Below are 25,755 nucleotides of genomic sequence, written 5' to 3' on the forward strand. Positions count from 1 at the left end.
GTGTTTGTACAGCGACACACCGTGTTTCGCGTACTTTTTGGGGCCCCTCACGCGGCGCGAGCGCGACCAAACTGCCCATTGATGCGCGCGACGAGTTCGTCCGGGCGGTAACGGACGTCCTCGAAGACCATCGAGATCGCGGTCCAGCCGACATCCATCAGCGCCGACGTGCGCTCGCGGTCGGCCAACATCGCGTCTGGTCCGCTGTGCCAGTCCAATCCGTCGTACTCGGCGGCGACCATGTACTGCGGCCACGCGAAATCCAGTCGCCGCAGCTTGCCGCGGCCGTCGATGACCTCGTACTGCAGCTCAGGCATCGGTAGGCCGCCGTCGATCATCACAAGGCGCGCCTCACTCTCCATCGGCGAATCGGCGCGTGGATCCGCGATGGGCAGCAACTCCCTCACGACGACGATGCCGCGACGTCCGGCCTGCTTGGTCACCGCCCGCGACAGCTCCACCCGGTCGCAGGTACCGGAACGCAACGCGGCATCGAGCGTCGCCAGTACGCGCGGCCTTCGCAGTGAGCGAGCCACTTCGATCGCAGTCCACGCCGGCGCGGTGGCGGGCCGGCCCTGTTCAACAACCATCGGTGCGCCGTCGCGGCGATGGATCACCAGACCGTCGGCGTGCCGAAGGTGCGAACCCACTGGATTGAGGACGTGCAGATCCTTCGGATTCTCGGTGTCGAATCCGTAGAGCGCCGCCGCCGTCCCCAGACACACCGGGACCGCCTTGCCGGCCGAGAGGTCCAGGCCGCGCAGCCGCGTCCAGTCGTCGGGCTCACCGCGTGAGTAGATGCCCTGCCAGATACGTTCCAGGGCACCTGTTTTCAGGTGTGCATCAAACGTCCTTCGCGACATGGTCTGCAGAATTTGGGCGCTGGTCGCAACACCATACTGGCGGTCGAGCAGCGCTTGTAGGTCGGCGTTCACACCATCGATGCTCGGTATCGACGGCGGCCGCCGAAAGACGGTTCAGGCGATCTGTGGATCAATCACGAACTGTGGAATTCCGCGGGTACGTGGCTGACTGCTTAGTTCGCGGCCGCTCGACGCGCGTGAGTGGCCCCGAAATGCACGCGAAACACGGCGTGTCGCCGTACAAACACGGCCGCTCGCGGGAGGTGGCCCCCACGCACGCTCGCGGTTAGAACTGCGCGGCCTGCTCGATGATGTTGACCAGCACCCGGACGCCGACGCCGAGGGCGCGTTCGTCGAGGTCGAAGGTCGGCTGGTGCAGGTCGAGCTGGGGGCCGACGCCGGGCCACACGCCGAGACGGGCCATGGCTCCCGGCACCTCTTCGAGGTACCACGAGAAGTCTTCTCCGCCACCGGATTGCTTGGTGTCGGCCAGAGCATCCGGGCCCAGCGCCTCGATGGCGTGCGTCATGATCCGCGTGGACACTTCCTCGTTGACCACCGGCGGGACGCCGCGACGGTACAGCACCGTGTGATCCACGTTCAGCGGCGCCAGCAGCGACGAAACAATCTCGCGGACAATCGATTCCATCTCGATCCAGGCGTCGCGGCTCGCGGTGCGGATGGTTCCGGCGAGAGTCCCGGTCTGCGGGATGGCGTTCGATGCAAACCCGGCATTGACTGCGCCCCACACCATCACCGTGCTGTGCCGCGGATCGACGCGACGCGACAGCACACCGGGCACCCCGGTGATCAGTGTGCCGAGCCCGTACACCAGATCACCCGTCAGGTGCGGGCGCGACGTATGCCCACCCGGTGAGTGCAGTGTGATCTCGATCTGATCGGCGGCCGATGTGATGGGCCCCGGAATGGTGGCGACCGTACCGACCTCGAGCCGCGGATCGCAGTGCAGCGCAAAGATTCTCGACACGCCCGACAGCGCACCGGCGGAGATGGCATCGAGCGCGCCGCCGGGCATCAGTTCCTCGGCAGCCTGGAAGACGAGCCGCACACCGACCGGCAGCGTCGGCGCCGAAGCCAACGCCAACCCGGCGCCCAGCAGCACCGAGGTGTGGCCGTCGTGCCCGCAGGCGTGCGCGACGTTGGGGACCGTCGAGGCGAACGGCAGGCCGGTGCGCTCATCCATCGGCAGCGCGTCCATGTCGGCGCGCAGGGCGATCCGTGGCCGGTCCTCCGGGCCGAAATCACAGGTCAAACCGGTGCCGCCGGGCAGAATCTTCGGGTTCAACCCGGCCTCGGCCAGCCGCGTCGCGACGAACTTGGTGGTCTCGAACTCCTGCCGGCCCAACTCCGGGTTGGCGTGCAGATGCCGCCGCCACCCGACCAGGTCACCGTAGTTCGTGGCCAGCCAGCGCTCGGCGTGGTCCGAGAGGGTCATCCGCGCCCTGCCTTCACTTGTTGCTGAACCGCCGCCCGGTCCGCCATCTTCTGCATAACCCGGGCCCGCTCGTCAGGTGCCTGCGCCAGCGCAACGACCGTGCGCGCCAACATGATCGCGCCCTCGGTCACGGCCTTGTCCGCACTCGGCCCCGCCGCCGCGGCGGTGAACTCCGGCTGGTGGATCGATGCGCCGTTGGCCTCGATCCCGACCACCGGATGGATACCCGGCATCACCTGCGTGACGTTGCCCATGTCGGTACTACCAAGGGGCACAGACACTTCCAGGTCCACCGGCAGCGGGGTACGGCCGAGGCGCTCCATCTCGGCGCGGAACACCGTCGTCAACCACGGATCGGGTGTCAGCGCGTCGTACCGCGGCGACACCTCCGTCACCTCGTGAGTGCAACCGGCCGCCAGCGCCCCGGCCGCGAAGCAGGAGAACATCCGCACTTCCAGCTCGTCCAGCGACGCCGAGTCGGTGGCCCGCATGGTGTACAGCAATTCCGCATGCGCCGGAATGACATTCGGTGCCTGTCCACCGTCGGTGACGATGCCGTGCATCATCTGGCCGGGCGTCAACTGCTGCCGCAACAGCCCGATGGCCACCTGGGCGACCGTCACCGCGTCGGCGGCGTTGACCCCCAGATACGGGGCGACGGCGGCGTGCGACTCACGCCCGCGGTAAGCCACCGACACCTCGGACAACGCAAGGGACCGCGCGCCCGCGATGTCCACAGGACCGGGGTGCAGCATCACCGAGGCGGCGACGTCGTCGAACACACCGGCGCCCAACAGCAAGGCTTTTCCGCCGCCGGCTTCTTCGGCGGGGGTCCCGATCAATGCCACCGTGAGCCCGAGTTCGTCGGCCACCTCGGCCAGGGCCAGCGCCGTGCCGACGGCCGACGCGGCAATGATGTTGTGCCCGCATGCATGTCCGATGCCGGGCAGGGCGTCATATTCGGCGCAGATGCCGATCACCAGATCGCCGCTGCCGTAGTCGGCACGGAACGCGGTGTCCAGGCCGCCGGCGGCCGCGGTGACCTGAAAGCCCCGCTCGGCGACGAGCGCCTGGGTTTTGGCGCAACTGCGATGCTCGGCGAAGGCCAGTTCCGGCTCGGCATGAATCGAGTGGGACAGCTCGATCAGATCGGCACCGTGACGCGCGACGGCATCGGTGACCGTCTGCAGGGCGTCGCCAGTAAGCATCATGGAAGTATCGCACCGGCCTGTTCGCCCGCGGTTGGCAACTAAGGTGGACGCCGTGACCGATCCGCAGGCCACCCCCGACGCCGCCGCAGCTGCGGCGGCCGCCGCCATCCGTGACCGCACCGGAATCACCGGCTTCGACGTGGCCGTCGTGCTCGGTTCGGGCTGGGCACCGGCCGCCGCCGTGCTGGGCGAGCCCACAGCCACCATCGCCATGGGCGACCTGCCGGGATTCACGCCACCCACCGCCTCCGGCCACGGCGGGCAGGCGCTGGCGCTGCAGGTCGGCGGCCGCGATGTGCTGGTGCTGCTGGGGCGCATCCACGCCTATGAGGGCCACGACCTGCGCCATGTCGTCCACCCGGTACGCACCGCCATCGCGGCCGGCGCCCGGACGGTGGTGCTGACCAACGCCGCCGGCGGCCTGCGCGCCGAGTACTCGGTCGGTCAGCCCGTGCTGATCAGCGACCACCTGAACCTGACCGCCCGCTCGCCCCTGGTGGGTGCCCAGTTCGTCGATCTGGTCGACGCCTACTCACCGCGGCTACGGGCGCTGGCGCTCGAGGTCGACCCGACCCTGACCGAGGGCGTCTACGCCGGGCTGCCCGGCCCGCACTACGAGACGCCCGCCGAGATCCGGATGCTGCGGACCCTCGGCGCCGATCTGGTGGGCATGTCGACGGTGCACGAGACCATCGCGGCCCGCGCCGGCGGAGCCGAGGTGCTCGGCATCTCGATGGTCACCAACCTGGCCGCCGGCATGACCGGCGAACCGCTCAGCCACGCCGAGGTCCTCGAGGCCGGACGCCAGTCCGCGACCCGGATGGGGACGCTGCTTGCCGAGGTGCTGGCCCGGCTGTGACCGTCACACCCCTGACCTTCGGCACCGCCGGCCTGCGCGGGCCCATGCGGGCGGGCCTCGACGCCATGAACGTCACCACGGTCAGCCGCGCGACGTGGGCGGTGGCGAAGGTGCTGAAGGACTGTTCACTGGGCGGGTCGACGGTCGTCGTCGGCCGCGACGCCCGGCACCACTCCGACGAATTCGCGACGGCCACGGCGGAAATCTTTGCCGCCGAAGGGTTTTCCGTCTTCCTGCTCCCCCATCCGGCGCCCACCCCGGTCGTGGCGTACGCGGTGCGTCGGCTCAATGCTGTTGCGGGCGTGCAGATCACCGCATCGCACAACCCGCCGACCGACAATGGCTACAAGGTGTATTTCGACGGCGGCATCCAGATCGTCCCGCCGACCGATCGGGACATCGAAACCGCGATGCGCCAGGCGCCGACGGATATTCCCCGTCACCCCGTCACACCGGCCGACGAAGCCCTGATCGACCAGTACGCGCAGCGCACCGGATCGCTGCGCAAGACCGCAGGCGACGTGCGGGTGGCATTGACCGCCATGCACGGCGTCGGGGGCGCGCTCGCGGTCGACGTACTGAACCGTGCCGGCATCACCGATATCCGGACGGTGGCAACACAATTCGACCCCGACCCGGACTTCCCCACCGTCACATTCCCCAACCCCGAGGAACCCGGCGCCACCGACCTGCTGCTCGCGCTTGCCGCCGAGAACGGCGCCGAGGTCGCCATCGCCCTGGATCCCGACGCGGACCGCTGCGCCGTCGGCATCCCGACCACGCAAGGCTGGCGCATGCTGTCCGGCAACGAAACCGGTTGGCTACTGGGCGATCACCTGTTATCGAACCTGACCCCCGACGAGGCCAGGAACACGGTCGTCGCCAGCTCACTCGTCTCGTCGCAACTGCTCGCGAAGATCGCCGCCGACTACGGAGCCCACCACGTCGAAACCCTCACCGGCTTCAAGTGGCTGGCGCGCGCCGACAGCACCATGCCGGGTAAAACACTGCGGTACGCCTACGAAGAGGCCATCGGGCACTGCGTCGACCCCGATGCCGTGCGCGACAAGGACGGCATCAGCGCGGCCGTGGTGTTCTGCGATCTGGTTGTGGCACTGCGCGATCAAGGCCAGACGGTGCAGGATCGCCTGGATGTCCTGGCCACGAAATTCGGCGTCCACGTCACCGGCGCGGTGTCGGTGCACACCGACGCCGACGCGGTGATGGCCCGTCTGCGCGCCGAGCCGCCGGCCCAGATCGCGGGTATCTCGGTCAGTCTCGAGGACCTGGCCGGGCTCCGGGGCCGACGGCGCACCGATGCGCTGATCTTCACCGGCCGTGGCCTGCGGGTGGCGGTGCGCCCGTCCGGAACCGAGCCAAAGATCAAGTGCTACATCGAGGTCGGCAAGCCACCGGCTGCCGATCCAGCGGCCGACAGGACGTCAGCCGCAGCCGAACTAGGTGACATCGAGGCCGCGGTCACCGGCCTGTTGGCCCCGGCCTGACGACAAACCGTAGGGAGATCCCCTATATCCGGCAGGCTCCTGTTCGACCTAGCCTCGATTCATCGGAGGAAAGAGGTGTCGGCATGTTGGACAACGCATTCGCTCGACGCTGCGGTGGCGCCGCGACGGTCCTGATCGGCGGAATCGGTACTGCCGGCATTGCTCTCGCACCCCCTGCGGCCGCGGTCCACGCCGAGCAGTACATCTCGACGTACTGTCGGCCTGCCACCGTCCAGGACTGCCGGCAGCCGGCGGTGCTCCGCTTCGACCTTCCGACCGACGACTGGGTGCAGCCGTCCTTCACGAATGCCGCTGACGGCTGTTCCGACATCTCGGTCCGCTTCTCGGTCAGTCCGGCGGGCACGCCGGGCACCCTCAGCAGCAGTTACCGGCTCAGCCCCGGCCAGACCGCGGTGGGCCCGCATGCCCACATGTCGGCCGGCGCGATGCAGGTGAGCGTCTTTGCCACCGGAATCGAAGGCGGCTGCAACACCGGTGCTCTCATGGCCTGGGGCGGCACCGTGTCCGTCGACTCCACCGGCAAGCCCAACCTGCCCGATGCCGGTCCGCGGCCGACACAATCGCCGTTACCGACCCCGACCGGGCCGGTCGTCCACTAACGCGGGCCGAACTGCCGGTCCCCCGCGTCGCCGAGGCCCGGCACGATGTACGCGTCGGTGTTCAGACAGTCGTCGATGGTGGCGGTGAACAACTTCAGCGACGGAACCGTCTTCTCCACCAACGCAATTCCGTCCGGCGCGCACACGACACACACCGCCGTGATGTCGTCGGCGCCGCGGTCGAGCAGCAGCTGCAGGGTGTAGGCCAGCGACCCGCCGGTGGCCAACATCGGGTCGAGCACCATCACCGGCCGGCCACTCAAATCCGCGGGCAGCGACTCCAGGTACGGGGTCGGCTGATGCGTCGCCTCGTCGCGGGCCATCCCGACGAAGCCGACCTGTGCCTCCGGAATCAGCGCGTGCGCCTGGTCGACCATGCCCAGGCCGGCCCGCAGCACCGGAACCAGCAGTGGCGGGTTCGACAGCCGCGACCCGGTGCACGCCGCAACCGGAGTCTGCACCGGCAGCTCTTCGCTGGCCAGGGAGCGAGTGGCCTCGTAGACCAGCATCAGCGTCAGGTCGCGCAGCGCAGCCCGGAACCCGGCGTTGTCGGTGCGCTCGTCGCGCAAGGTGGTGAGCCGCGCGGCGGCAAGCGGATGATCGACGACCCGGACGTCCATGCGCGCCAACATTAGTGGAACCGAACGGGCCTGACGGCCGTCTTATCGACATGACGCCAAACCTCACAGTGGACACCTCGGCCCTGCACACCCTGGCCGCGGACTACCGCGGTCACAGCACCGAACTCGCCGCGCACGCCGCGGATCTGGCCGCGATCGCCGGGCAGTTCAACGTGTTCGGACCGGTCGGCGCAACCTTCGCGGCTGCCCTGGTAGAGGCGACGCAGCACCAGGCCCAATTGGCCCACCGCCTCAGTGCGCATCTCGACACCGGCGGCGCGACCGCCATCGGCACCGCGTCCGGTTTCGCAGAGACCGACCACGACGCGGGCCACCGGATCGGAGCCTGGTGATGACGGGCTCGCTGACCGCCGCGCTGGCCGCGCCGATCCGAGAGGTGCGGGCGTTGGTCGGCCCGGCCGGACCCGATCCGTCCGGCGCCCTGCGCGCGGTGCAGTCCGGGCTCGACGGCGTCGCCGCAGCTGCCGACGGCGCGTGGCAACAGGCGCAGGGCCAATGGACGGGCGCCGCGGCCGGTGGCGCGGGTCAGTTCGCGAACGCGACCGTCACGGCCATCGTGGCAATGGCGATGACCGCGGGACAACTCAGCGCCCACACCGCGCAGGCGACCGCCGCAGTGGCCAGGGCCCGCGAACGGCTCGACACCATCCTGCGCAATTTCGAAACCACAGCCGCCGAACTCGAAGCCACCCTCGAATCCCCCGCCGACGCCGCGGCACTCGTCGACGAGGCGACCCGCGCCCTCAACGAGGCCATCGCGGTCGTCGACGACCTGCACGCCGAACTCGCCGGCCAGGCAGAGCAGATCACCACGGCAAGCCCGCCCGCACCGCCGAGTCACGGATCACCCTGGACCGCAAGCGGATTGAGCGCGGGGCCAACCGGCAGCCCCGGCCTGAGCCCGCCGAGCCTCCCCGGCCTGGCGAGCGGACTCACCGCACCCGCCGCCCACGCGGCCCAGACCGCTCTCACCGCACGAACCCACCGCCGGCCACCCGATCCGGAGAGATTCGGCGCGGGCGAAGCCGTGACGCTGCCCGACGGCAGCACCGCCACCGCACCCAACAAGGTCGCGGCCGACGCCGTCCGGCACGCCCTCACCCAACTCGGCGTGCCGTACGTGTGGGGTGGCACCACACCCGGCGTCGGGCTGGATTGCAGCGGCCTGACGCAGTGGGCGTATCGCGAGGCCGGGCTCGACCTGCCGCGGCTGGCGCAGGAGCAGGACATCGGTGCGTCCATCGACCGCGGCGCACTGCGCCCCGGCGACCTCGCGGTGTGGGACGGCCACGTCGCGATGATCGTGGGCAACGGCCTCATGATCGAGGCGGGCGACCCCGTCCAGCTGTCCCCGATCCGAACCACCAACCTGGATCAGGGTTTCCACGGCTTCTTCCGCCCGACGGCATGACACCGCCGCATGACGATCAAGCAGCGAGGAACGAGCGGGACGAGGAATGCGGCCCATAGATGAAGTCTGAATACGACGACGCGATGGGCCGCGCCCGCGCGACGCTCGCGGTACTGAAGCGCGCCGCCGCCGAGCTGTCCAAACCAAGCGACGACACCGAACATGCCGCAACCGTCCTGCACAACCTGCGCGACGATCTGCACCGACAAGATGCCCCCAACGAGGCCCAACCCGCGCGTCGATAGGCTGTGCCGCATGGCTGCTGACATCGTGCCGGTTCGGCTCGGGTTGACCAATGGCGATCTGTACACCCTGTGGGCGCCGCTGTGGCGCGACGCCGACGACGAGTGGGAAGCGTTCCTCGGCCACGAGGAAGACCTCTACGCCTTCGAATCCGTCGCGGACCTGGCCGCTTTCGTGCGGACCAACACCGACAACGACCTCGCGGACCACCCGAAGTGGAAGGCGCTCGGCGAGGCCAACGCCCACCGCCTGAACCCGGACGAGAACCACCTCCACGACCTGGTCGGGGTGCCCGAACTGGTCGCCGAGAAGCCCACCGAGGAGTCCGTCACGTCGCTGCGGCGCACCCTCCAGGTGGTCGGTGCGCTCGGCTCGGTGTGCGACCTGATCGCGGTCGCCAAGTTCTTCAACGGCAACCCCGTGCTGTCGACGCTCGGCGGCGGCGCCGAGGCCTTCTCGGGCCGGGCCGGCCGTAAGCGCTGGGCCGATATCGAGGCCGCCGTCGGCCGCAGCTGGGACCACGTGCTCGATGCCATCGATGCGCTCGTGACCACCCCCGAGGTCGACGCGGAGGTCGCCGCCAAGGCCCAGGCCGAGCTCGACGAGCCCGCGCCGGAGCCCGAGGAAGACGAACTCGAAGCGGCCGACGAGACCGACGTCGACGACGTCGTCATCGAAGGCGAGGTCGACACCGACCCCGAGGAGGCGGCCCTCACCGCGCAGGCCGAGCGCCAGCTACTCGGCAGCGACGAGGACTTCTGGGAGCGCGTCGGCATCGACCCGATCCGCATCATGACCAACGGCGGCACCTTCTACACGCTGCGCTGCTACTACAACGACCAGCCGCGGTTCCTCGGCCGCAACGGCCGCATCAGCGTGTTCGGTTCCGAACGCACCCTGGCCCGCTACCTGGCCGACGAGCACGAGAGCGACCTGTCCAGCTTCGAGGCCTACAGCGACATCCGCACCGCGGCCACCGACGGCTCGCTGCAGATCCGCGTCACCGAGGACAACATCTACGTGCTCAGCGGTCTGTCGGACGACATCGCCGACGGACCCGACGCCGTCGACCGCGAACAGCTGGACCTGGCAGTCGAGTTCGTCCGCGACGTCTGCGACTACGCCGAGGACGGCACCGCCGACAAGTCGCTGACCACCAGCGCACCGCTGGGCAAGTTCGTCGGTCACGTGCTGGAGCCCGAGACCGTCGGCGCGCCGTCGAAGCCCTACGCCGAGGCCGTCGCGCAGTGGGAGACGCTGGAGCGCTTCGTCGAATCGCGGCTGCGGCAGGAATAACGGCACCGCCGTTGCGGCAGGAGTAGCCCGCCCAGCGATGAGTTCCGGGTACCGCGCCGGTCTGCACTGACATGACCCAGACCAGCACCCAGCCCCTCATTCGCCGTCTCGCCGTACCCGGCGCCACGCTGCACTACGAGGTGCGCGGCAGCGGGCCGGTGCTCGCTGTCATCGGCTCACCGATGACAGCGTCCGAGTTCGGCCCTGTCGCCGACGCGCTCGCCGCCGACCACACCGTCGTGACGTACGACCCCCGCGGGCTCGGCGCCAGCCCCATCGACGATCCGAACCAGGACTCGACGCCCGAACTGCGGGCCGCCGACGTCGCCGCGATCCTCGACGACCTCGGACTCGGTCCGGCCGACGTGTTCGGCTCCAGCGGCGGTGCGGTCACCGGTCTGGCACTGACCGCCGAATACCCCGGCCGGGTGCGCACCCTGGTGGCGCACGAGCCACCACTGCTGGAGTTGCTGCCCGCCTCGGAAGCGGCCAAGCAGCGCGCCGCGACGCGGGACATCATCGACACCTTCCACAGCGACGGACCGGGCGCGGCCATGGCGAAGTTCATGGCGACGGCGGGCTTCGATCAGGCCGACGACGGTGCTCCCGTACCGCAGGAGCCGCCCGCACCCGACGAGATGGCCAAGCAGCTCGCCGACCTGGCCCGGTTCTTCAATCACGAATTGCTCTGCACCACAACGTATGTACCTGATGCCGAGGCGTTGAAGGCGAGCCGGGTCGTCGTCGGCATCGGCGCCGAGTCCGAACACCTGATCACCTACGGCACGTCCATGGCACTGTGCCGGCTGCTGGGCGTCGAGCCCGTCATCTTCCCCGGAGATCACGGTGGCTTCATGAGCGCGCCCGGCGAATTCGCCGACGCGCTGCGGGCCGTTCTGTCCGACTGACACGCCACGTCACCCGACCACCGCCCGCGTTCACAGCCGACACACAACGACGCCGCGTTGCAAAATTAGTTAGCAAGGCGTAAGAATTTCCCAAGAATCCGCTGAGTGAGCGGAACCGCCTGCTGCGCAGGCGAGGGCAGCAGCCTGATCGTCGGGGTTTCGGTCAGCGGGTTGAACGAAAGGTGGTCGGGTGCGGTCGTTCTCGATGGGCCTGCTGAAGAAGGTGTGGATACCGCTTCTTCTGGTGGCCGTGTTGGCGGTGTCGGGCCTCGTGGTGTCCCGGCTGCACACCAAGTTCGGGTCGCAGAACCTGAACGCGAATGCCGGTGCGGGCATCGAGATCGTCCAGTTCAACCCCAAGGTCGTGGTGTACGAGGTCTACGGACCGCCGGGAAGCTCGGCCGACATCAGCTACTTCGACCCGGATGCCAACGTGCACGCCGTCAACGCTTCGCTGCCGTGGTCCGTCACGTTGTCCACCACCCTGCCCACCGTCAGTGCGAACCTGATGGCCCGCAGCAACAGTGAGCGCAGCAGCGGCCACATCGGTTGCCGCGTCACGGTCAACGGCACCGTCCGCGAAGAGAAGTCAGCCGACGGCGTCAACGCCCAGACCTACTGCCTGGTGAAGTCCGCATGACCGAAACACTTGAGACACAACACAAGACTGCGGAAAAGCGACCCAAGTTCGCCCACGCGCTGCGCATCCTGTCGGTGCCGATCATCCTGTTCTGGCTCGGCATCGCCGTTCTGGTGAACGTCATCGCGCCGCCGCTGGAGGTCGTCGGCGAGCTGCACGCCGCACCGATGGCGCCCGAGGACGCCCCCTCGATGCACGCGATGAAGTTGATGGGCGCCAACTTCCAGGAGTTCAACTCCAACAGCACCATCATGATCGTCGTCGAGGGCAAGGAACCACTGGGCCCGGACGCCCACGCGTACTACGACGAGATCATCCGCAAGTTGCAGAAGATCCCCGAGCACATCCAGCACATCCAGGACTTCTGGGGCGACACGCTGACGGCGGCCGGCGCGCAGAGCGCCGACGGCAAGGCGTCGTACGTGATGATCAACCTCGCCGGCGAGCAGGGCATGACGCTCGCCAACGAAGGCGTGGACGCCGTCCGCAAGGTCATCGAGGAGACCAAGGCCCCGCCCGGGGTCCAGGCGCACGTCGCCGGTCCTGCCGCACTGACCGATGACATGCACGTCATCGGCAACGCGAGCCTGGTCATGATCACGCTGATCACCCTTGCCGCCATCGCGGGCATGCTGCTGGTGGTCTACCGCTCGATCCGGACCACCCTGGTCCAGCTGTTCCTGACGTTCCTCGCGCTGCTGACGGCGCGCGGCGTGGTCGCGGTGCTCGCCACCCACGACGTCTTCGGGCTGACGACCTTCGCGGGCAACATCCTGACCATGCTGGCCATCGCCGCGGCGACCGACTACGGCATCTTCATCTTCGGCCGGTACCGCGAGGACCGTGGCATGGGCCTGGACCGGGACGACTCGTACTACGCGACCTTCAAGTCCGTCGCGCCCGTCATCGTGGGTTCCGGACTGACCATCGCCGGCGCGACGTACTGCCTGAGCTTCTGCCGTCTGCCGTACTTCACCACCATGGGCGCCCCGGTCGCCATCGGCATGCTCGTCGTCGTGGCCATCTCGGTCACGCTCGGCCCGGCCGTCCTCTACCTCGGCAGCCGGGTCGGCATGTACGAGTCCAAGCGGCCGCCGCAGAGCCGCTTCTGGCGCCGCATCGGCACGGCCGTGGTGCGGTGGCCCGCACCGATTCTGGTGGCCAGCCTGTTCGTCGTGCTGGTCGGCATCGTCGCCATCCCGGGCTACAAGCCGGCGTACAACGACCGCTACTACCTGCCTGAGGACGCCCCGGTGAACGTCGGCTTCGCCGCCGCCGACCGGCACTTCACGCAGGCCCGCATGAACCCCGACATCCTGATGGTCGAGTCCACGCACGACATGCGCAATTCCGCGGACATGCTGGTGCTGAACAAGATTGCGAGCAACGTGATGCACACCGACGGCATCGCGATGGTGCAGAGCATCACCCGGCCGCTGGGCATCCCCATCCAGCACAGCTCGATCCCGTTCCAGACGAGCGTCTCGGGCCAGACCAGCAACATGAACCTGCCGTTCCAGCGCAAGCAGCTGGAAGACCAGCTACGGATGATCGATGCGACCAACGTGTCGATCAGCATCCTCGAGAAGCAGTACGCGCTCTCGCTCGAGCAGACCAAGCTGACGCAGGACTCGGCCCGTAAGTCGCAGGCGCTCCTCGAGGTCACCGAGGAGATGCGGAACAACATCGCCAACTTCGATGACCAGTTCCGGCCGATGCGCAACTACTTCTACTGGGAACCACACTGCTTCGACATCCCGATGTGCGCGGCGATGCGGTCGGTGTTCGACTCCCTGGACGGCATCGACGAGCTGACCGACCGGACCGGCGACGTCCAGGTCAACACCGACAAGCTGGCCGACCTGGCACCGAAGCTGACGGCGCTGCTCCCGCAGTCCATCGCGTCGATGAAGACCAGCCGCGATCTCTCGCTGGCGTCGTACAACTCGCAGAAGGCCCTCATCGACCAGACGCAGGCCATGAACGACACCGCGCTGTCGATGGGCGCCGCCTTCGACGGCGCCAAGAACGACGACCTGTTCTATCTGCCGCCGGAGGCCTTCCAGAACCCGGACTTCCAGCGCGGGCTGAAGATGTTCATGTCGCCGGACGGCAAGTCGGCGCGCATGTTCATCACGCATCAGAGCGACCCGGCAACCGTCGACGGCATCAACCGGGTCGCGTCCGAACGCAAGGCCGCACAAGAGGCCCTGAAGATGTCCTCGCTGTCGGACGCCAAGATCTACCTCGGCGGCGTCGCGGCGACCTACCGGGACATGGCCGACGGCGCCCGTTACGACCTGATGATCGCCGTGATCTCGTCGCTGACGCTCATCTTCATGATCATGCTGATCCTGACGCGCAGCGCCGTCGCGGCACTGACCATCGTCGGCACCGCCGCCAGCTCCATCGCCGCGTCGTTCGGCATCTCGGTGCTGCTGTGGCAGGACCTGTTCGGAATCCAGGTGCAGTGGCTGGTCATGCTGATGTCGGTCATCATCCTGTTGGCCGTCGGCTCGGACTACAACCTGCTGCTGGTCTCCCGGTTCCAGGACGAGATCCACGCCGGGCTGAAGACCGGCATCATCCGGTCCATGGCCGGCACCGGCGGCGTCGTCACCTCCGCGGGCCTGGTGTTCGCGGCCACCATGGCCGGCATGATGGCCAGCAAGCTGATCGTGCTGGCGCAGATGGGGTCGACCATCGCCATCGGCCTGCTGATCGACACCTTCATCGTGCGGTCGCTGCTCATGCCGTCCATCGCGGTGCTGCTCGGCCGCTGGTTCTGGTGGCCGCAGGTGGTGCACCCGCGCGGCAGGTACAACACCGAGAAGTTCGTGCCCAAGGCGTTCCAGCAGCCCGCTCAGCAGGAGCCGGTGTCCGCGGGCGCGGCCGGCCGGTCCGGCTTCGTCGACGACGACCCGACCGACAGCTACCCGACCAGCACGGCGTAACGCGGTTTGATGATGTCGTCGATGATCGCCAGCCGCTCATCGAACGGGATGAACGCCGACTTCATGGCGTTGATGGTGAACCGCTGCAGGTCGGTCCAGCCGTAGCCGAACGCGTCCACCAGGTGCGCCATCTCCTGCGTCATGGTGGTGTCGCTCATCAGGCGGTTGTCGGTATTGACGGTGACGCGGAACCGTAGCCGGGCCAACTGGTCGAACGGGTGCTCGGCGATGCTCGCCGCCGCGCCGGTCTGCACGTTGCTGCTCGGGCACATCTCCAGCGGAATTCGCTTGTCCCGCACGATGTTTGCCACCCGGCCGAGCCGGAACGCGCCGTCGGGCAACGCCTCGACGTCGTCGACGATGCGCACACCGTGCCCCAGCCGGTCGGCGCCGCAGTAGGCGATGGCCTCATGGATGGACGGCAGGCCGAAGGCCTCACCGGCGTGAATCGTGAAGCGCGCGTTGTTGCCTCGCATGTACTCGAAGGCATCGAGGTGGCGGGTCGGAGGGTAACCGGCCTCGGCACCGGCGATGTCGAAGCCGACCACGCCCCGGTCGCGGAACCGGATCGCCAACTCGGCGATCTCGCGCGACCGGGCGGCATGCCGCATGGCGGTGACCAGACAGCGGACCGTCGTCGCCTGCCCGGCCGCGGCCGCCGCCTTCTCACCGTCCGCGAATCCGGCCAGCACCGCGTCGACGACTTCGTCCAGCACCAGTCCGCCGGCGATGTGCAGTTCGGGCGCGAACCGCACCTCGGCGTAGACGACGTTGTCGGCCGCCAGATCCTCGACGCATTCGTACGCGACGCGGTACAGCGCGTCGGTGGTCTGCATGACACCGACGGTGTGCGCGAACGGCTCCAGGTAGCGAACCAGCGACCCGCTGTGCGCCTGGGTCCGGAACCACATGGCCAGTTCATCGACGTCCATGGTGGGCAGGTCGCCGTAGCCGCTCTGCTCGGCCAGCTCCACCACCGTGGCGGGGCGCAGACCGCCGTCCAGGTGATCGTGCAACAGCGCTTTCGGGGCCTGCTTGATCTGATCCAGCGTCAGGATGGTCATTCGTCCATCTTGCGCCGGATGACGGGTTTTAGCCCGCGGGTTCCGTCGCCGTCAGCAGCCGTGTCCGGAACAGGTCCAGCACCTGGTCCAGAGCGGCTCGCGTGGGCTGGCCCGGCTCGTCGATCAGGTGCTCGGTGACCACCGAGTGCGGTGGCAGCCGGGCATCCGGATTGGCGTCGGCGTCGTCGAGCTCGACAGCGATGAAGGCGTCGCCCAGCTGCTCACGCAGGAAGTCGAAACGCTCTGCCGGAACCAGCTTGTCGCCCTTGAACCGCATGCCGATGACGTTGAGCCCGCGGGCACACCGGCCTTTGACGACCTCCAGGTCGGCCGGTGAGATGTCGATGTTGCGGCGCTGTTTGGCGGTCAGGCCGATCGGCATCGACGGCTGCGACAGCACCGGGGCCAGGATGACGTCGTCCGTCGCCATCGCCAGGGCGTAGCCGCCGGTGAAGCACATGCCGATGGCGCCCACGCCGGGGCCGCCGCAGCGTTCGTGCTCGGACCGCGCCAGTGCCCGCAGCCAGTCGACCACAGGCGACGTCTTACCGGTGGCGAGGAGGGTGAACTCCTTGCTGACGCACGCCGGCACCACTGACGCCATGCCCTTGAGCGCGGCCAGATTGCTGGCGTTGGGGTCCAGTCCCGGAATCCCGAAGAGGTGCGGCAGAACGGCGGTACATCCCAGGTCGGCGACCTTGCGGGCGAAGTCGAGAACCTTGGGTGTGATGCCCGGGATCTCGGCGATCACGATGACGGCCGGACCGGTGCCGCGGCGGTAAACGGTGCGGGTCGTGCCGTTGTAGGTGAAGTCGGAGCGTTCGAAGTCGAGCAGAGCGTCGTCAGCCATGCGGATGACCCTAGCGGCGGACACGTCACAGGGCCATGAATGGCGTTTTCACCCACCGCGAATCAGCTGAGGCCGTCCAGATTCCGGGAAATTTACCGGTATGCACAATCCTGGATGTTGCCTGTGCGTAAATCTAGCCGAGCTGATCAATACAGCGGGTAAGCGAGATTCTCGAACTGAGGGGGAAGCAGTGGCAGGTGCACATCGGAAGCAGCGCGAAGTACGGGCGTTGCCGGTGACGGGATGGTTGAGTGCCGGCGCCGCGGCAGTCGGCATCGGGGCAGCACTGCTGGCTCCGGCGGCCATGGCGTCAGCGCAGACCGGTGGCAGCGACGGTGGTGGCTCCTCGTCCTCGTCGTCTTCTTCGTCCGCCCCGTCCGGCCAGGGGCCGGGCTCTGCTGCACCGTCGAAGGCGGGCGACGGCTCCGGCGCCTCCGAGTCGCCGAAGCCCAAGACCACCAAGCGCATCCAGAAGAACAAGAACTCACCCGCCAAGGACAAGTCATCCGCGCCGTCCGCGCAGCAGCCCGGCAGCACTGCGGCGACCAAGCCGACGTCGTCTACTCCGAAGACCAAGCCCGCGACCAAGACCGGAAGCCCCGCGCCGACAAAGGCTCCGGCAGCCGCGCCGGCAGCGGATGCCGCCCCGGCCGGGGCAACGTCGCCGAAGCCGACGGCAGCTGCCCCGACCGCCGCGGTCTTCTCCGCGCAGCCGGCCGGCGCCACCGCGAACTTCGGTACGCGCACCGCGACGTCCCTGGCCGCCACCCCGTTCACGGCACCGAATCCGTTGGCGCCGATGGTCGCGATGACCACCGGGTTGCTGTCCTCGATCGGCCGCGATCTGCGCAACTCGGCACACACCGTCGTCACCGAGGGCGGCCGCGTCGTGTCGTTCTTCATCGGCAACGGCACCGCCGACCATCCCAACGCGGGCATCCTGCTGGGCAACGGATTCAGCTACACCGCCGCCACCTGCGCCACCATCTGCAACGGCGGACGCAGCGGCCTGTTGGGCAACGGCGGCAACGGTTTTGGCGGTGGCAGCGGGGCCAGCGCAGTGCTGTTCGGGCACGGCGGCAACGGCAGTAACGGCGTGGCGCCCGGCGCCGACGGCGGTGACGGCGGCAACGGTGGCCTCTTCTGGGGCAACGGCGGCCACGGCGGCAACGGCGTCTCCGCGACCGCACCGGGCGGAAAAGGCGGCGACGGCGGCTGGGGCGGCAACACCGGCCAGTGGGCCTGGCTGAGCACCGGCGGCAACGGCGGCAACGGCGGCAACGGTGTCGCCGGCACGGCAGGTACCGCCGGAGTCGGCGGCGGTACCGACGCCGCAGCCAATGGCGGCAACGCCACGAAGGGCGGCGACGGCGGGGCAGGCGGCCACGGCGGCAGCGCCGGAGCCAACAGCTACATCTCGAGCGGCGGCAAGGGCGGTAACGGCGGCGACGCCGGCGCCGGGGCGGCGGGTGGCGCCGCCGCGACAGCCGCCAGCGGCAACGGCGGCAAGGGCGGCGACGGCAGCAACGGCGGTGCCGGCGGCTACGGCGGCTGGGGCGGCAACTCGTCGGTCTTCCTGGGCCGCAACGGCAGCGGAGGCAACGGCGGCAAGGGCGGCAACGCCGGCCTTGCCGCGAATGGTGCGGACGGCGCGGACGGAACTGCCGGCAATGTCAACGGCGGCAAGGGCGGCGACGGCGGCACGGCCGGTCTGAACGGAGCCGGCGGCGCGCTCGGCTACGAGGGCTTCGGCGGCGGCCTCGCCGGCAACCGGGGAACGAACGGCGCGAACGGCGCCACGACCGTCCTGAAGGGCAACGGCAGCGGCGGTAAGGGTGGCAACGGCTACAGCTTCAACGGCACCGGTACCGGCACCGCCGGCGGCAAGGGCGGCGCCGGCGGCAACGGCGGCAAGTACGGCAACGGCGGCATGGGCGGTAACGGCGGCAATGCCGACTCCGGTTCGGGCAACTCCGGCGCGGGCCAGCTCGCGGGCAATGGCGGCACCGGCGGCACCGGCGGCAACGGTGGAACCGGCGGGTCCATCGCTGGCGACGGCGGCAACGGCGGCAACGGCGGCAAGGGCGGTAACGGAGGCAACGGATCAAACGGCGCCACCGCAGGCGCGGCCGGCACGGGCGGTCCCGCTGGAACCGGCGGGACCGCTCCCAAGGGCACTCCGGGTGTCGCCGGCACCCCGGGCCAGAACGGCCAGCCGGGAATCCAGAGCTAGCTAGACGATCCGGTCGAGCACCAACGGCCTCGAGGATGGCTGGTCGTCGCTGACGGACCAGCCACCCTCGAGTTCCGCCAGAGCTGACGGCAGCCGCTCGGGGGTCTCGGTGTAGAGCGTGAACAGCGTCTCCCCCGCGGCGACGGGCTCGCCGCTGCGGCGGTGCAGGTACAGCCCCGCGCCGGCCTGCACCGGATCGCCCGGCTGGGCCCGCCCCGCGCCGAGGCGCCACACCGCCATCGCGACCGCCATGGCGTCGATGTCGCCCATGACCCCGCCACGCGTCGCGACGACGGTCTCGGTGTGGGCTCCCAGCGGCAGCGGCGCCTCTGGGTCACCGCCCTGCGCGGCGATCAACTCCCGGAAGCGGTCCATCGCGGTGCCGTCGGTCAGGGTCTGGGCCGGGTCGACGCCGTCGATGCCGGCCACGTCGAGCATCTCGCGAGCCAACGCGATGGTCAGCGCGACCACGTCCTCCGGGCCACCGCCGGCCAGCACGTCCAGTGACTCGGCGACCTCGACCGCGTTGCCGACGGCGCGGCCCAGCGGCCGGTCCATGTCCGTCAGCAGTGCCCGGGTCGGGACGCCGTAGGCAGTGCCGAGGTCCACCATGGTGCGCGCCAGCTCCCGTGACTCCGCCTCGGTCTTGAGAAACGCGCCGCGACCGACCTTGACGTCCAGCACCAGTGAGCGGGCGCCCTCGGCCAGTTTCTTGCTCATGATCGAGCTGGCGATGAGGGGCAGGGATTCCGTCGTACCCGTGACGTCGCGCAGGGCGTAGATCTTGCGGTCGGCGGGCGCCAGGTCCCCGGCCGCGAAGATGGCAGCACCCACGTCGCAAAGTTGTTGGCGGATACTGTCTTTGGACAGCTCGGCGGTGAAGCCGGGGATTGCCTCCAGCTTGTCCAGAGTGCCACCGGTGTGTCCGAGGCCGCGGCCCGCCGCCTGCGGGACGGCGCCACCACAGGCCAGGATCACGGGCACCAGCGGGATGGTGAGTTTGTCGCCGACACCGCCGGTCGAGTGTTTGTCCACCAGGGCGAGGGGGCGCCCGTCGCGCCGCAGGTCGGTGAAGTCGAAGCGCTCCCCCGAGTCGACCATGGCCGCGGTCCAGCGGGCGATCTCGGCCGGTGTCATGCCGCGCAGGAAGATGGCCATCAGGAGGGCCGACATCTGCGCGTCGGCGACCCGGCCGTGCGTGTAGCCGTCGATCACCCAGTCGATCGCGGCGTCGGACAACACGCCGCCGTCGCGTTTGGTCCGGATGACGGTCGGGGCATCGAGGTGCGACACACCCCGCATGCTAACCAAGTTACTCGTCGGTAACCAGAAGTGTTGGCCCGCTTGGCGTTACCGGCGGTTCAGGTCATCCGGCCCGAAGGCGTCGGGCAGCAGTTCGGCAAGCGGCCGCGGACCCGACGCATGGTCGATCAACATGGTCGGCCCACCGTGCTCGAGGAGCACTTGCCGGCACCGTCCACATGGCATCAGCACCGCGCCGGAACCGTCCACACACGCCAGCGCGAGCAGCCGCCCGCCACCACTGGAATGTAGGGCGCAGACCACAGCGCACTCGGCACAGAGGCCAAGCCCATATGAGACATTCTCCACATTGCAGCCCACCACGATTCGGCCGTCGTCAACCAGCGCCGCCGCCCCGACCGGGAACTTCGAATAGGGTGCATAGGCACCCCGGGAAACACCTGCTGCCTTGTCCCGCAACAGGTTCCAGTCAATTTCCGGCATCGTCGACACCCCGCTCCCAGCGCCCCGACACCGCCCCGAGGCTCGACTCGACCACTCAGTAAGTAAATGTAGGCAAACCTAATTTCCGACGCGGGTTCACCATTCCCCCCACACGGTAGTTCTGACTGTGCGCAAATTGGGATTAGAGTCGCCCCGAGGTTTGGGCTCGGCACGCGAAAAAGTTGCTGCCGAGTCATGCGTCCACCGACGGCGTTGGAGGTCGAAATGAGTACAGCGGCAGCCGCGGATTCCGCCATACCCGCGCCGCGTTCATCCCAGAAGCGACGGAGCCTGTATCGCGGAGACCCGGGCATGTGGTCCTGGGTGCTACACCGCATCACCGGTGCCACCATCTTCTTCTTCTTGCTGGTCCATGTTCTGGACACGGCACTGGTCCGGGTCAGCCCCGAGGCCTACAACGAGGTGATCAACACCTACAAGACGCCGATCATCGGGTTCATGGAGATGGGCCTGGTCGCGGCGGTGCTGTACCACGCCCTCAACGGCGTGCGAGTCATTCTGATCGACTTCTGGCAGCAGGGGCCCAAGTACCAGCGGGTCATGCTGTGGACCATCCTGGCCATCTGGATCGCGGTCGTCATCGCCGCAGTTGGGGTAGAGGGCATGCACATGGTTGAGCACTACGGGTGGCTCAAGTGACCACTCATACCGATTCCGGCGCCGCTGAGGCGCGCCGCGGGGGCCGTCCGGCCCCGGTCATGGAGCGCGAGCACGACCGCCCCGCCGCCCTCGATCACCCGCGCGCGCCCCGGCGCGCCCGTGGCATCCCTTACTTCGAGAAGTACGCCTGGTTGTTCATGCGCTTCTCCGGCGCGGCGCTGGTGCTGCTCGCCCTCGGTCACCTGTTCATCGGGCTGATCTGGCAGAACGGCGTCTACCGCATCGACTTCAACTACGTCGCACAGCGCTGGGCCTCCCCGTTCTGGCAGATCTGGGACATGGCGCTGCTGTGGCTGGCGCTGGTGCACGGCGCCAACGGCATGCGCACCATCATCGGTGACTACGCCCGCAAGAACACCACCAAGTTCTGGCTGAACTCGATTCTGCTGCTGGCCACCGGATTCACCCTGGTGCTGGGCAGCTACGTGCTCGTCACCTTCGACGCGAACATCAAATAGGGGCTCGCAGGATGATTCAGGAACATCGCTACGACGTCGTCATCGTCGGTGCCGGTGGCGCAGGCATGCGCGCGGCAGTGGAAGCCGGCCCGCGCGTGCGCACCGCCGTGCTGACCAAGCTGTACCCGACGCGTTCACACACCGGCGCCGCGCAGGGTGGCATGTGTGCTGCGCTCGCCAACGTCGAGGACGACAACTGGGAGTGGCACACCTTCGACACCGTCAAGGGTGGCGACTACCTCGCTGACCAGGACGCCGTCGAGGTCATGTGCAAGGAAGCCATCGACGCCGTGCTGGACCTCGAGAAGATGGGCATGCCGTTCAACCGGACGCCCGAGGGCCGCATCGACCAGCGTCGCTTCGGCGGTCACACCCGTGACCACGGCAAGGCCCCGGTCCGCCGCGCCTGCTACGCCGCCGACCGCACCGGCCACATGATCCTGCAGACGCTGTACCAAAACTGCGTCAAGCACGACGTCCAGTTCTTCAACGAGTTCTACGCGCTCGACGTGGTCCTCACCGAGACCGCCGGCGGCCCCGTCGCCACCGGCATCATCGCCTACGAGCTGGCCACCGGCGACATCCACATCTTCCACGCCAAGGCGATCGTCTTCGCCACGGGCGGCTCGGGCCGGATGTACAAGACCACCTCCAACGCCCACACCCTCACCGGTGACGGCCTGGGCATCATCTTCCGCAAGGGACTTCCCTTGGAGGACATGGAGTTCCACCAGTTCCACCCGACAGGTCTGGCCGGCCTGGGCATCCTGATCTCGGAAGCCGTGCGTGGTGAAGGTGGGCGACTGCTCAACGCCGAAGGCGAACGCTTCATGGAGCGCTACGCCCCCACCATCGTCGACCTGGCGCCGCGTGACATCGTGGCCCGCTCGATGGTGCTCGAGGTCCTCGAGGGCCGCGGCGCCGGACCCAACAAGGACTACGTCTACATCGACGTGCGCCACCTCGGCGAAGAGGTGCTGGAGGCCAAGCTTCCGGACATCACCGAATTCGCCCGCACCTATCTGGGCGTCGACCCCGTCACCGAACTGGTGCCGGTGTACCCGACGTGCCACTACGTCATGGGCGGTATCCCGACCACCATCAACGGCCAGGTGCTGCGCGACAACGTCAACATCGTGCCGGGCCTGTACGCCGCCGGCGAGTGCGCCTGCGTCTCGGTGCACGGCGCCAACCGCCTGGGCACCAACTCGCTGCTCGACATCAACGTGTTCGGCCGTCGCGCCGGCATCGCGGCCGCCGAGTACGCGCAGAACCACAACTACGTCGACCTGCCGGACAACCCGGCCGACATGGTCGTGGGCTGGGTCGGCGACATCCTGTCCGACCACGGCAACGAGCGCGTCGCCGACATCCGCACGGCGCTGCAGCAGTCGATGGACAACAACGCCGCCGTGTTCCGCACCGAGGAGACCCTCAAGCAGGCGCTGACGGACATCCACGCACTGAAGGAGCGGTACAGCCGAATCACGGTGCACGACAAGGGCAAGCGCTACAACAGCGACCTGCTCGAGGCCATCGAACTGGGCTTCCTGCTCGAGCTGGCCGAGGTCACCGTCGTCGGTGCGCTCAACCGCAAGGAATCACGTGGCGGCCACGCCCGCGAGGACTACCCGGACCGCGACGACACCAATTACATGCGCCACACCATGGCCTACAAGCAGGGCGCCGACCTGTTGTCCGATATCCGGTTGGACTACAAGCCCGTCGTCCAGACCCGGTACCAGCCGATGGAACGGAAGTACTGACATGACTGCTGTTCTCGACAAGCCCGAAGCCGGCGATCCGCCGCTGCCCCCGGTGCCCGATGGCGCCGTCATGGTCACGCTCAAGATCGCCCGGTTCAACCCGGAGAACCCGGACGCCGCCGGCTTCCAGAGCTTCCGCGTCCCCTGCCTGCCCAGCGACCGGCTGCTCAACCTGCTGCTGTACGTGAAGGGCTACCTGGACGGCACGCTGACGTTCCGCCGGTCCTGCGCGCACGGTGTGTGCGGTTCGGACGCCATGCGGATCAACGGTGTGAACCGGCTGGCCTGCAAGGTCCTCATGCGCGACCTGCTGCCGAAGAAGCCCGGCAAGGACCTGACCATCACCATCGAACCCATCCGCGGCCTGCCCGTGGAGAAGGACCTCGTGGTGGACATGGAGCCGTTCTTCGACGCGTACCGCGCCGTCAAGCCGTTCCTCATCACGTCGGGCAACCCCCCGACCCGTGAGCGCATCCAGTCGCAGACCGACCGCGCCCGCTTCGACGACACCACCAAGTGCATCCTGTGCGCCTGCTGCACCACCTCGTGCCCGGTGTACTGGAGCGAGGGCTCGTACTTCGGCCCCGCCGCCATCGTCAACGCGCACCGGTTCATCTTCGACTCGCGTGACGAGGCCGCCGCCGAGCGGCTCGACATCCTCAACGAGGTCGACGGGGTGTGGCGCTGCCGCACCACCTTCAACTGCACCGAGGCCTGCCCCCGCGGCATCCAGGTGACCAAGGCGATCCAGGAAGTCAAGCGCGCCTTGATGTTTGCCCGCTAGGGCGTTTTGCGTCGAGCGTTGGCTTGTGTTCGAGATTCATCGAAATTCTCGAACACAAGCCAACTTTCGTTAGCGGGGCCAACCCGCCGCGCGTAGCTCAGCCTGGGTCCGGGCAATGATGGTCCCCGGACGGGCACGCAGCAGGTCGGCGCCGACACGAACAATGCGCCACCCGAGATCCCGGTACTCCACGTCTTGGTCGATATCGCGGGTCCGCCGACGCGGATCTTCCCAGTGCTGAATGCCGTCGTACTGGACGCCGACCTTCCATTCCGGCCAGCCCATATCGATACGCCCCACCAGGTATCGACCGTCGAACACCTCGATCTGCGTGCGCGTCGGACGCATGCCCTCGGCCGTGAACAACAGTCGCAGCCGAGTCTCCTGCGGCGACTCCCCGCCATGGTCGGCAAGGTCAAGCACCTGCTCTAGTTGCCTCAGTCCTCGAACTCCGGGATGGCGACCGGCGAGTGCTTGCACTTCAGGGATTTTCAACTCGGTGGCCTGGAGCAAGGCGTCTACCCGGATTACGGCGACCGTCTGCCCTTTTCGTCGCCCGAGGTCGAATGCCGTCCTTGCCGGCGTCGTGAGGTTGATGCCCCGCACTTGGCATATCTCGTCGTCAGCCAACGTGTCGCTGCGGATGAGAATGCCAGGTGGCCGCGTTCTGCTCGCCTGGTTGAGCTCTGCGGGATGCCTCGCATCGATCCACAACGAACCGTGCAGGGCGGCGGCCGACAGCCCGACAGCGGTTGCCCTGCGCTCGGACCACAGCCAGGCCGCGACGGCCTTGTCGACGGGCGTGAGCTTCTGACCACGGGCAACGTAGACGTTGCGGTGCACTGTGTCATATCGGGTCCTGAGCTGGTATCGATTGACCCTGCCCGCAGCGAGCGCCTCGGTCCCCAGAAAAGGCATACCGGATATGACGGCCGCGGGACGCTCCCGGTTCCACCTCGGTCGAGTGTTGGCCTGTGTGCGACAAATGTGCGAAATCTCGAACACAACCCAACACTCAGCTGACGAAAGTCAGGTATTTACTGGGACCGCTGTTCCCGGTAAATTGGCGGCATGACTCAGGCAATGGAGCCCGGTTACCAGAACCTCCTCGACGTGTTGTCCGAAGGCTCGGTCCGACGCCGCTTCGACCCCTACCTCGACATCGCGTGGGATTCGCCCGATATGGCGATCGACCCGCACGATCCGCGGTGGGTGCTGTCCCCCACCATCGACCCGCTGGGTGCCACGGAGTGGTACCAGAGCCAGCCGCTGGAGCGGCAGATCGAGATCGGCCGCTGGCGCACGCTCAACACCGTCAAGGTGGGCGCGGCGTTCGAGAGCATCCTGATCCGCGGGCTGATGGCCTTCATCATGAAGCTGCCCAACAACTCCCCCGAGTTCCGGTACGCGCTGCACGAGATGACCGAAGAGTGCAACCACATCCAGATGTTCCAGGAGTTGGTCAACCGCTCCGGGACCGATGTACCGGGCATGCGCAAGCTCTTCTTCAAGCTCTCGCGGCTAAGTCCCCTGGGGTGGTGGGAATTCGGGGACGGGGCTGAGGTG

25 protein-coding genes are annotated in these 25,755 nt (G+C 68.2%); 16 read left to right on the forward strand and 9 right to left on the reverse strand.

The window, feature by feature from the left end; genetic code table 11:
• Nucleotides 1–47: 47 nt before the first annotated feature.
• The 3 genes from EB75_RS00315 to EB75_RS00325 all read right to left on the reverse strand — a co-directional run bounded on the left by EB75_RS00315 (nt 48) and on the right by EB75_RS00325 (nt 3,527).
• Nucleotides 48–935, reverse strand: coding sequence for a type IV toxin-antitoxin system AbiEi family antitoxin (locus EB75_RS00315; RefSeq protein WP_073693502.1), 888 nt, complete (start codon nt 933–935; stop codon nt 48–50).
• 214 nt (nt 936–1,149) lie between these two features.
• The gene (locus EB75_RS00320; protein ID WP_073693503.1) at nt 1,150–2,319 is read right to left on the reverse strand and encodes a M20 family metallopeptidase; all 1,170 of its coding nucleotides are present in this window, start codon (nt 2,317–2,319) and stop codon (nt 1,150–1,152) included.
• Nucleotides 2,316–3,527: a M20 family metallopeptidase gene (locus tag EB75_RS00325; protein ID WP_073693522.1), complete on the reverse strand. Its 1,212-nt coding sequence runs from the start codon at nt 3,525–3,527 to the stop codon at nt 2,316–2,318. The genes EB75_RS00320 and EB75_RS00325 overlap by 4 nt, the downstream gene beginning before the upstream one ends.
• Before the next feature lies 1 nt (nt 3,528).
• Here EB75_RS00325 and EB75_RS00330 point away from each other — a divergent pair, with 1 nt between their 5' ends.
• From EB75_RS00330 to EB75_RS00340, 3 genes are all read left to right on the forward strand, one after another.
• Nucleotides 3,529–4,389, forward strand: coding sequence for a purine-nucleoside phosphorylase (locus EB75_RS00330; RefSeq protein ID WP_174557600.1), 861 nt, complete (start codon nt 3,529–3,531; stop codon nt 4,387–4,389).
• Nucleotides 4,386–5,894, forward strand: coding sequence for a phospho-sugar mutase (locus tag EB75_RS00335; RefSeq protein WP_073693504.1), 1,509 nt, complete (start codon nt 4,386–4,388; stop codon nt 5,892–5,894). The genes EB75_RS00330 and EB75_RS00335 overlap by 4 nt, the downstream gene beginning before the upstream one ends.
• A gap of 83 nt (nt 5,895–5,977) precedes the next feature.
• Complete coding sequence (locus EB75_RS00340) at nt 5,978–6,514, forward strand: hypothetical protein (protein WP_073693505.1); 537 nt, start codon at nt 5,978–5,980, stop codon at nt 6,512–6,514.
• On the opposite strand, the gene upp is transcribed toward EB75_RS00340, so the two are convergent.
• Nucleotides 6,511–7,134 (reverse strand): uracil phosphoribosyltransferase, encoded by a 624-nt coding sequence (gene upp / locus EB75_RS00345; protein WP_073693524.1) that lies wholly within the window; start codon nt 7,132–7,134, stop codon nt 6,511–6,513. The two genes, EB75_RS00340 and upp, sit on opposite strands and share 4 nt — an antisense overlap.
• Before the next feature lie 50 nt (nt 7,135–7,184).
• On the opposite strand from upp, the gene EB75_RS00350 reads away from it, so the two are divergent.
• The 7 genes from EB75_RS00350 to EB75_RS00380 all read left to right on the forward strand — a co-directional run bounded on the left by EB75_RS00350 (nt 7,185) and on the right by EB75_RS00380 (nt 14,607).
• A complete protein-coding gene (locus EB75_RS00350) occupies nt 7,185–7,487 on the forward strand; it encodes a type VII secretion target (RefSeq protein WP_142239333.1) in 303 nt (100 codons plus the stop codon).
• Nucleotides 7,487–8,566: a C40 family peptidase gene (locus EB75_RS00355; RefSeq protein ID WP_073693507.1), complete on the forward strand. Its 1,080-nt coding sequence runs from the start codon at nt 7,487–7,489 to the stop codon at nt 8,564–8,566. Before EB75_RS00350 ends, EB75_RS00355 begins: the two co-directional genes overlap by 1 nt.
• 59 nt (nt 8,567–8,625) lie before the next feature.
• Entirely contained in the window at nt 8,626–8,811 is a 186-nt protein-coding gene (locus tag EB75_RS00360) for a hypothetical protein (RefSeq protein ID WP_073693508.1), read from the forward strand.
• Nucleotides 8,812–8,821: 10 nt separating this feature from the next.
• Complete coding sequence (gene satS / locus EB75_RS00365; RefSeq protein ID WP_073693509.1) at nt 8,822–10,105, forward strand: protein export chaperone SatS; 1,284 nt, start codon at nt 8,822–8,824, stop codon at nt 10,103–10,105.
• A 71-nt stretch (nt 10,106–10,176) separates the two neighbouring features.
• Nucleotides 10,177–11,013, forward strand: coding sequence for an alpha/beta fold hydrolase (locus EB75_RS00370; protein WP_073693510.1), 837 nt, complete (start codon nt 10,177–10,179; stop codon nt 11,011–11,013).
• 205 nt (nt 11,014–11,218) lie between these two features.
• Entirely contained in the window at nt 11,219–11,653 is a 435-nt protein-coding gene (locus EB75_RS00375; protein ID WP_073693525.1) for an MmpS family transport accessory protein, read from the forward strand.
• The gene (locus EB75_RS00380) at nt 11,650–14,607 is read left to right on the forward strand and encodes an MMPL/RND family transporter (RefSeq protein WP_073693511.1); all 2,958 of its coding nucleotides are present in this window, start codon (nt 11,650–11,652) and stop codon (nt 14,605–14,607) included. Before EB75_RS00375 ends, EB75_RS00380 begins: the two co-directional genes overlap by 4 nt.
• Here the strand turns inward: EB75_RS00380 and EB75_RS00385 are convergent.
• Both EB75_RS00385 and EB75_RS00390 read right to left on the reverse strand, forming a co-directional pair.
• Complete coding sequence (locus tag EB75_RS00385) at nt 14,586–15,671, reverse strand: adenosine deaminase (RefSeq protein ID WP_073693512.1); 1,086 nt, start codon at nt 15,669–15,671, stop codon at nt 14,586–14,588. The two genes, EB75_RS00380 and EB75_RS00385, sit on opposite strands and share 22 nt — an antisense overlap.
• A 28-nt stretch (nt 15,672–15,699) precedes the next feature.
• Nucleotides 15,700–16,521 (reverse strand): dienelactone hydrolase family protein, encoded by an 822-nt coding sequence (locus EB75_RS00390; protein ID WP_073693513.1) that lies wholly within the window; start codon nt 16,519–16,521, stop codon nt 15,700–15,702.
• A 190-nt stretch (nt 16,522–16,711) separates the two neighbouring features.
• Between EB75_RS00390 and EB75_RS28595 the strand changes: the two genes are divergently transcribed.
• Nucleotides 16,712–18,754 (forward strand): hypothetical protein, encoded by a 2,043-nt coding sequence (locus tag EB75_RS28595; protein ID WP_142239334.1) that lies wholly within the window; start codon nt 16,712–16,714, stop codon nt 18,752–18,754.
• Here the strand turns inward: EB75_RS28595 and EB75_RS00400 are convergent, their stop codons facing one another.
• Nucleotides 18,755–20,056 carry a thymidine phosphorylase gene (locus EB75_RS00400; RefSeq protein WP_073693514.1) on the reverse strand — a complete coding sequence of 434 codons (1,302 nt, stop codon included), beginning with the start codon at nt 20,054–20,056 and terminating at the stop codon, nt 18,755–18,757. It lies immediately after the preceding gene.
• 48 nt (nt 20,057–20,104) lie between these two features.
• Nucleotides 20,105–20,500 (reverse strand): cytidine deaminase, encoded by a 396-nt coding sequence (locus EB75_RS00405; protein WP_073693515.1) that lies wholly within the window; start codon nt 20,498–20,500, stop codon nt 20,105–20,107.
• 225 nt (nt 20,501–20,725) lie between these two features.
• On the opposite strand from EB75_RS00405, the gene sdhC reads away from it, so the two are divergent.
• From sdhC to EB75_RS00425, 4 genes are read left to right on the forward strand one after another with little or no spacing between them, the layout of a single operon-like run.
• Nucleotides 20,726–21,160 (forward strand): succinate dehydrogenase, cytochrome b556 subunit, encoded by a 435-nt coding sequence (sdhC, locus tag EB75_RS00410; RefSeq protein ID WP_073693516.1) that lies wholly within the window; start codon nt 20,726–20,728, stop codon nt 21,158–21,160.
• A 59-nt stretch (nt 21,161–21,219) separates the two neighbouring features.
• A complete protein-coding gene (locus EB75_RS00415) occupies nt 21,220–21,639 on the forward strand; it encodes a succinate dehydrogenase hydrophobic membrane anchor subunit (RefSeq protein ID WP_061002042.1) in 420 nt (139 codons plus the stop codon).
• An 11-nt stretch (nt 21,640–21,650) separates the two neighbouring features.
• The gene (sdhA, locus tag EB75_RS00420; RefSeq protein ID WP_073693517.1) at nt 21,651–23,405 is read left to right on the forward strand and encodes a succinate dehydrogenase flavoprotein subunit; all 1,755 of its coding nucleotides are present in this window, start codon (nt 21,651–21,653) and stop codon (nt 23,403–23,405) included.
• A 1-nt stretch (nt 23,406) separates the two neighbouring features.
• The gene (locus tag EB75_RS00425) at nt 23,407–24,189 is read left to right on the forward strand and encodes a succinate dehydrogenase iron-sulfur subunit (RefSeq protein WP_073693518.1); all 783 of its coding nucleotides are present in this window, start codon (nt 23,407–23,409) and stop codon (nt 24,187–24,189) included.
• A gap of 69 nt (nt 24,190–24,258) precedes the next feature.
• Here EB75_RS00425 and EB75_RS00430 read toward each other — a convergent pair whose 3' ends face one another.
• Nucleotides 24,259–25,107 carry a type IV toxin-antitoxin system AbiEi family antitoxin gene (locus EB75_RS00430; protein ID WP_073693519.1) on the reverse strand — a complete coding sequence of 283 codons (849 nt, stop codon included), beginning with the start codon at nt 25,105–25,107 and terminating at the stop codon, nt 24,259–24,261.
• 153 nt (nt 25,108–25,260) lie between these two features.
• On the opposite strand from EB75_RS00430, the gene EB75_RS00435 reads away from it, so the two are divergent.
• Nucleotides 25,261–25,755: AurF N-oxygenase family protein (locus EB75_RS00435; protein ID WP_286150029.1), on the forward strand; the 495-nt coding region annotated here is incomplete at its 3' end.

Source organism: Mycobacterium sp. ST-F2 (assembly GCF_001905655.1).
Lineage (GTDB): Bacteria > Actinomycetota > Actinomycetes > Mycobacteriales > Mycobacteriaceae > Mycobacterium.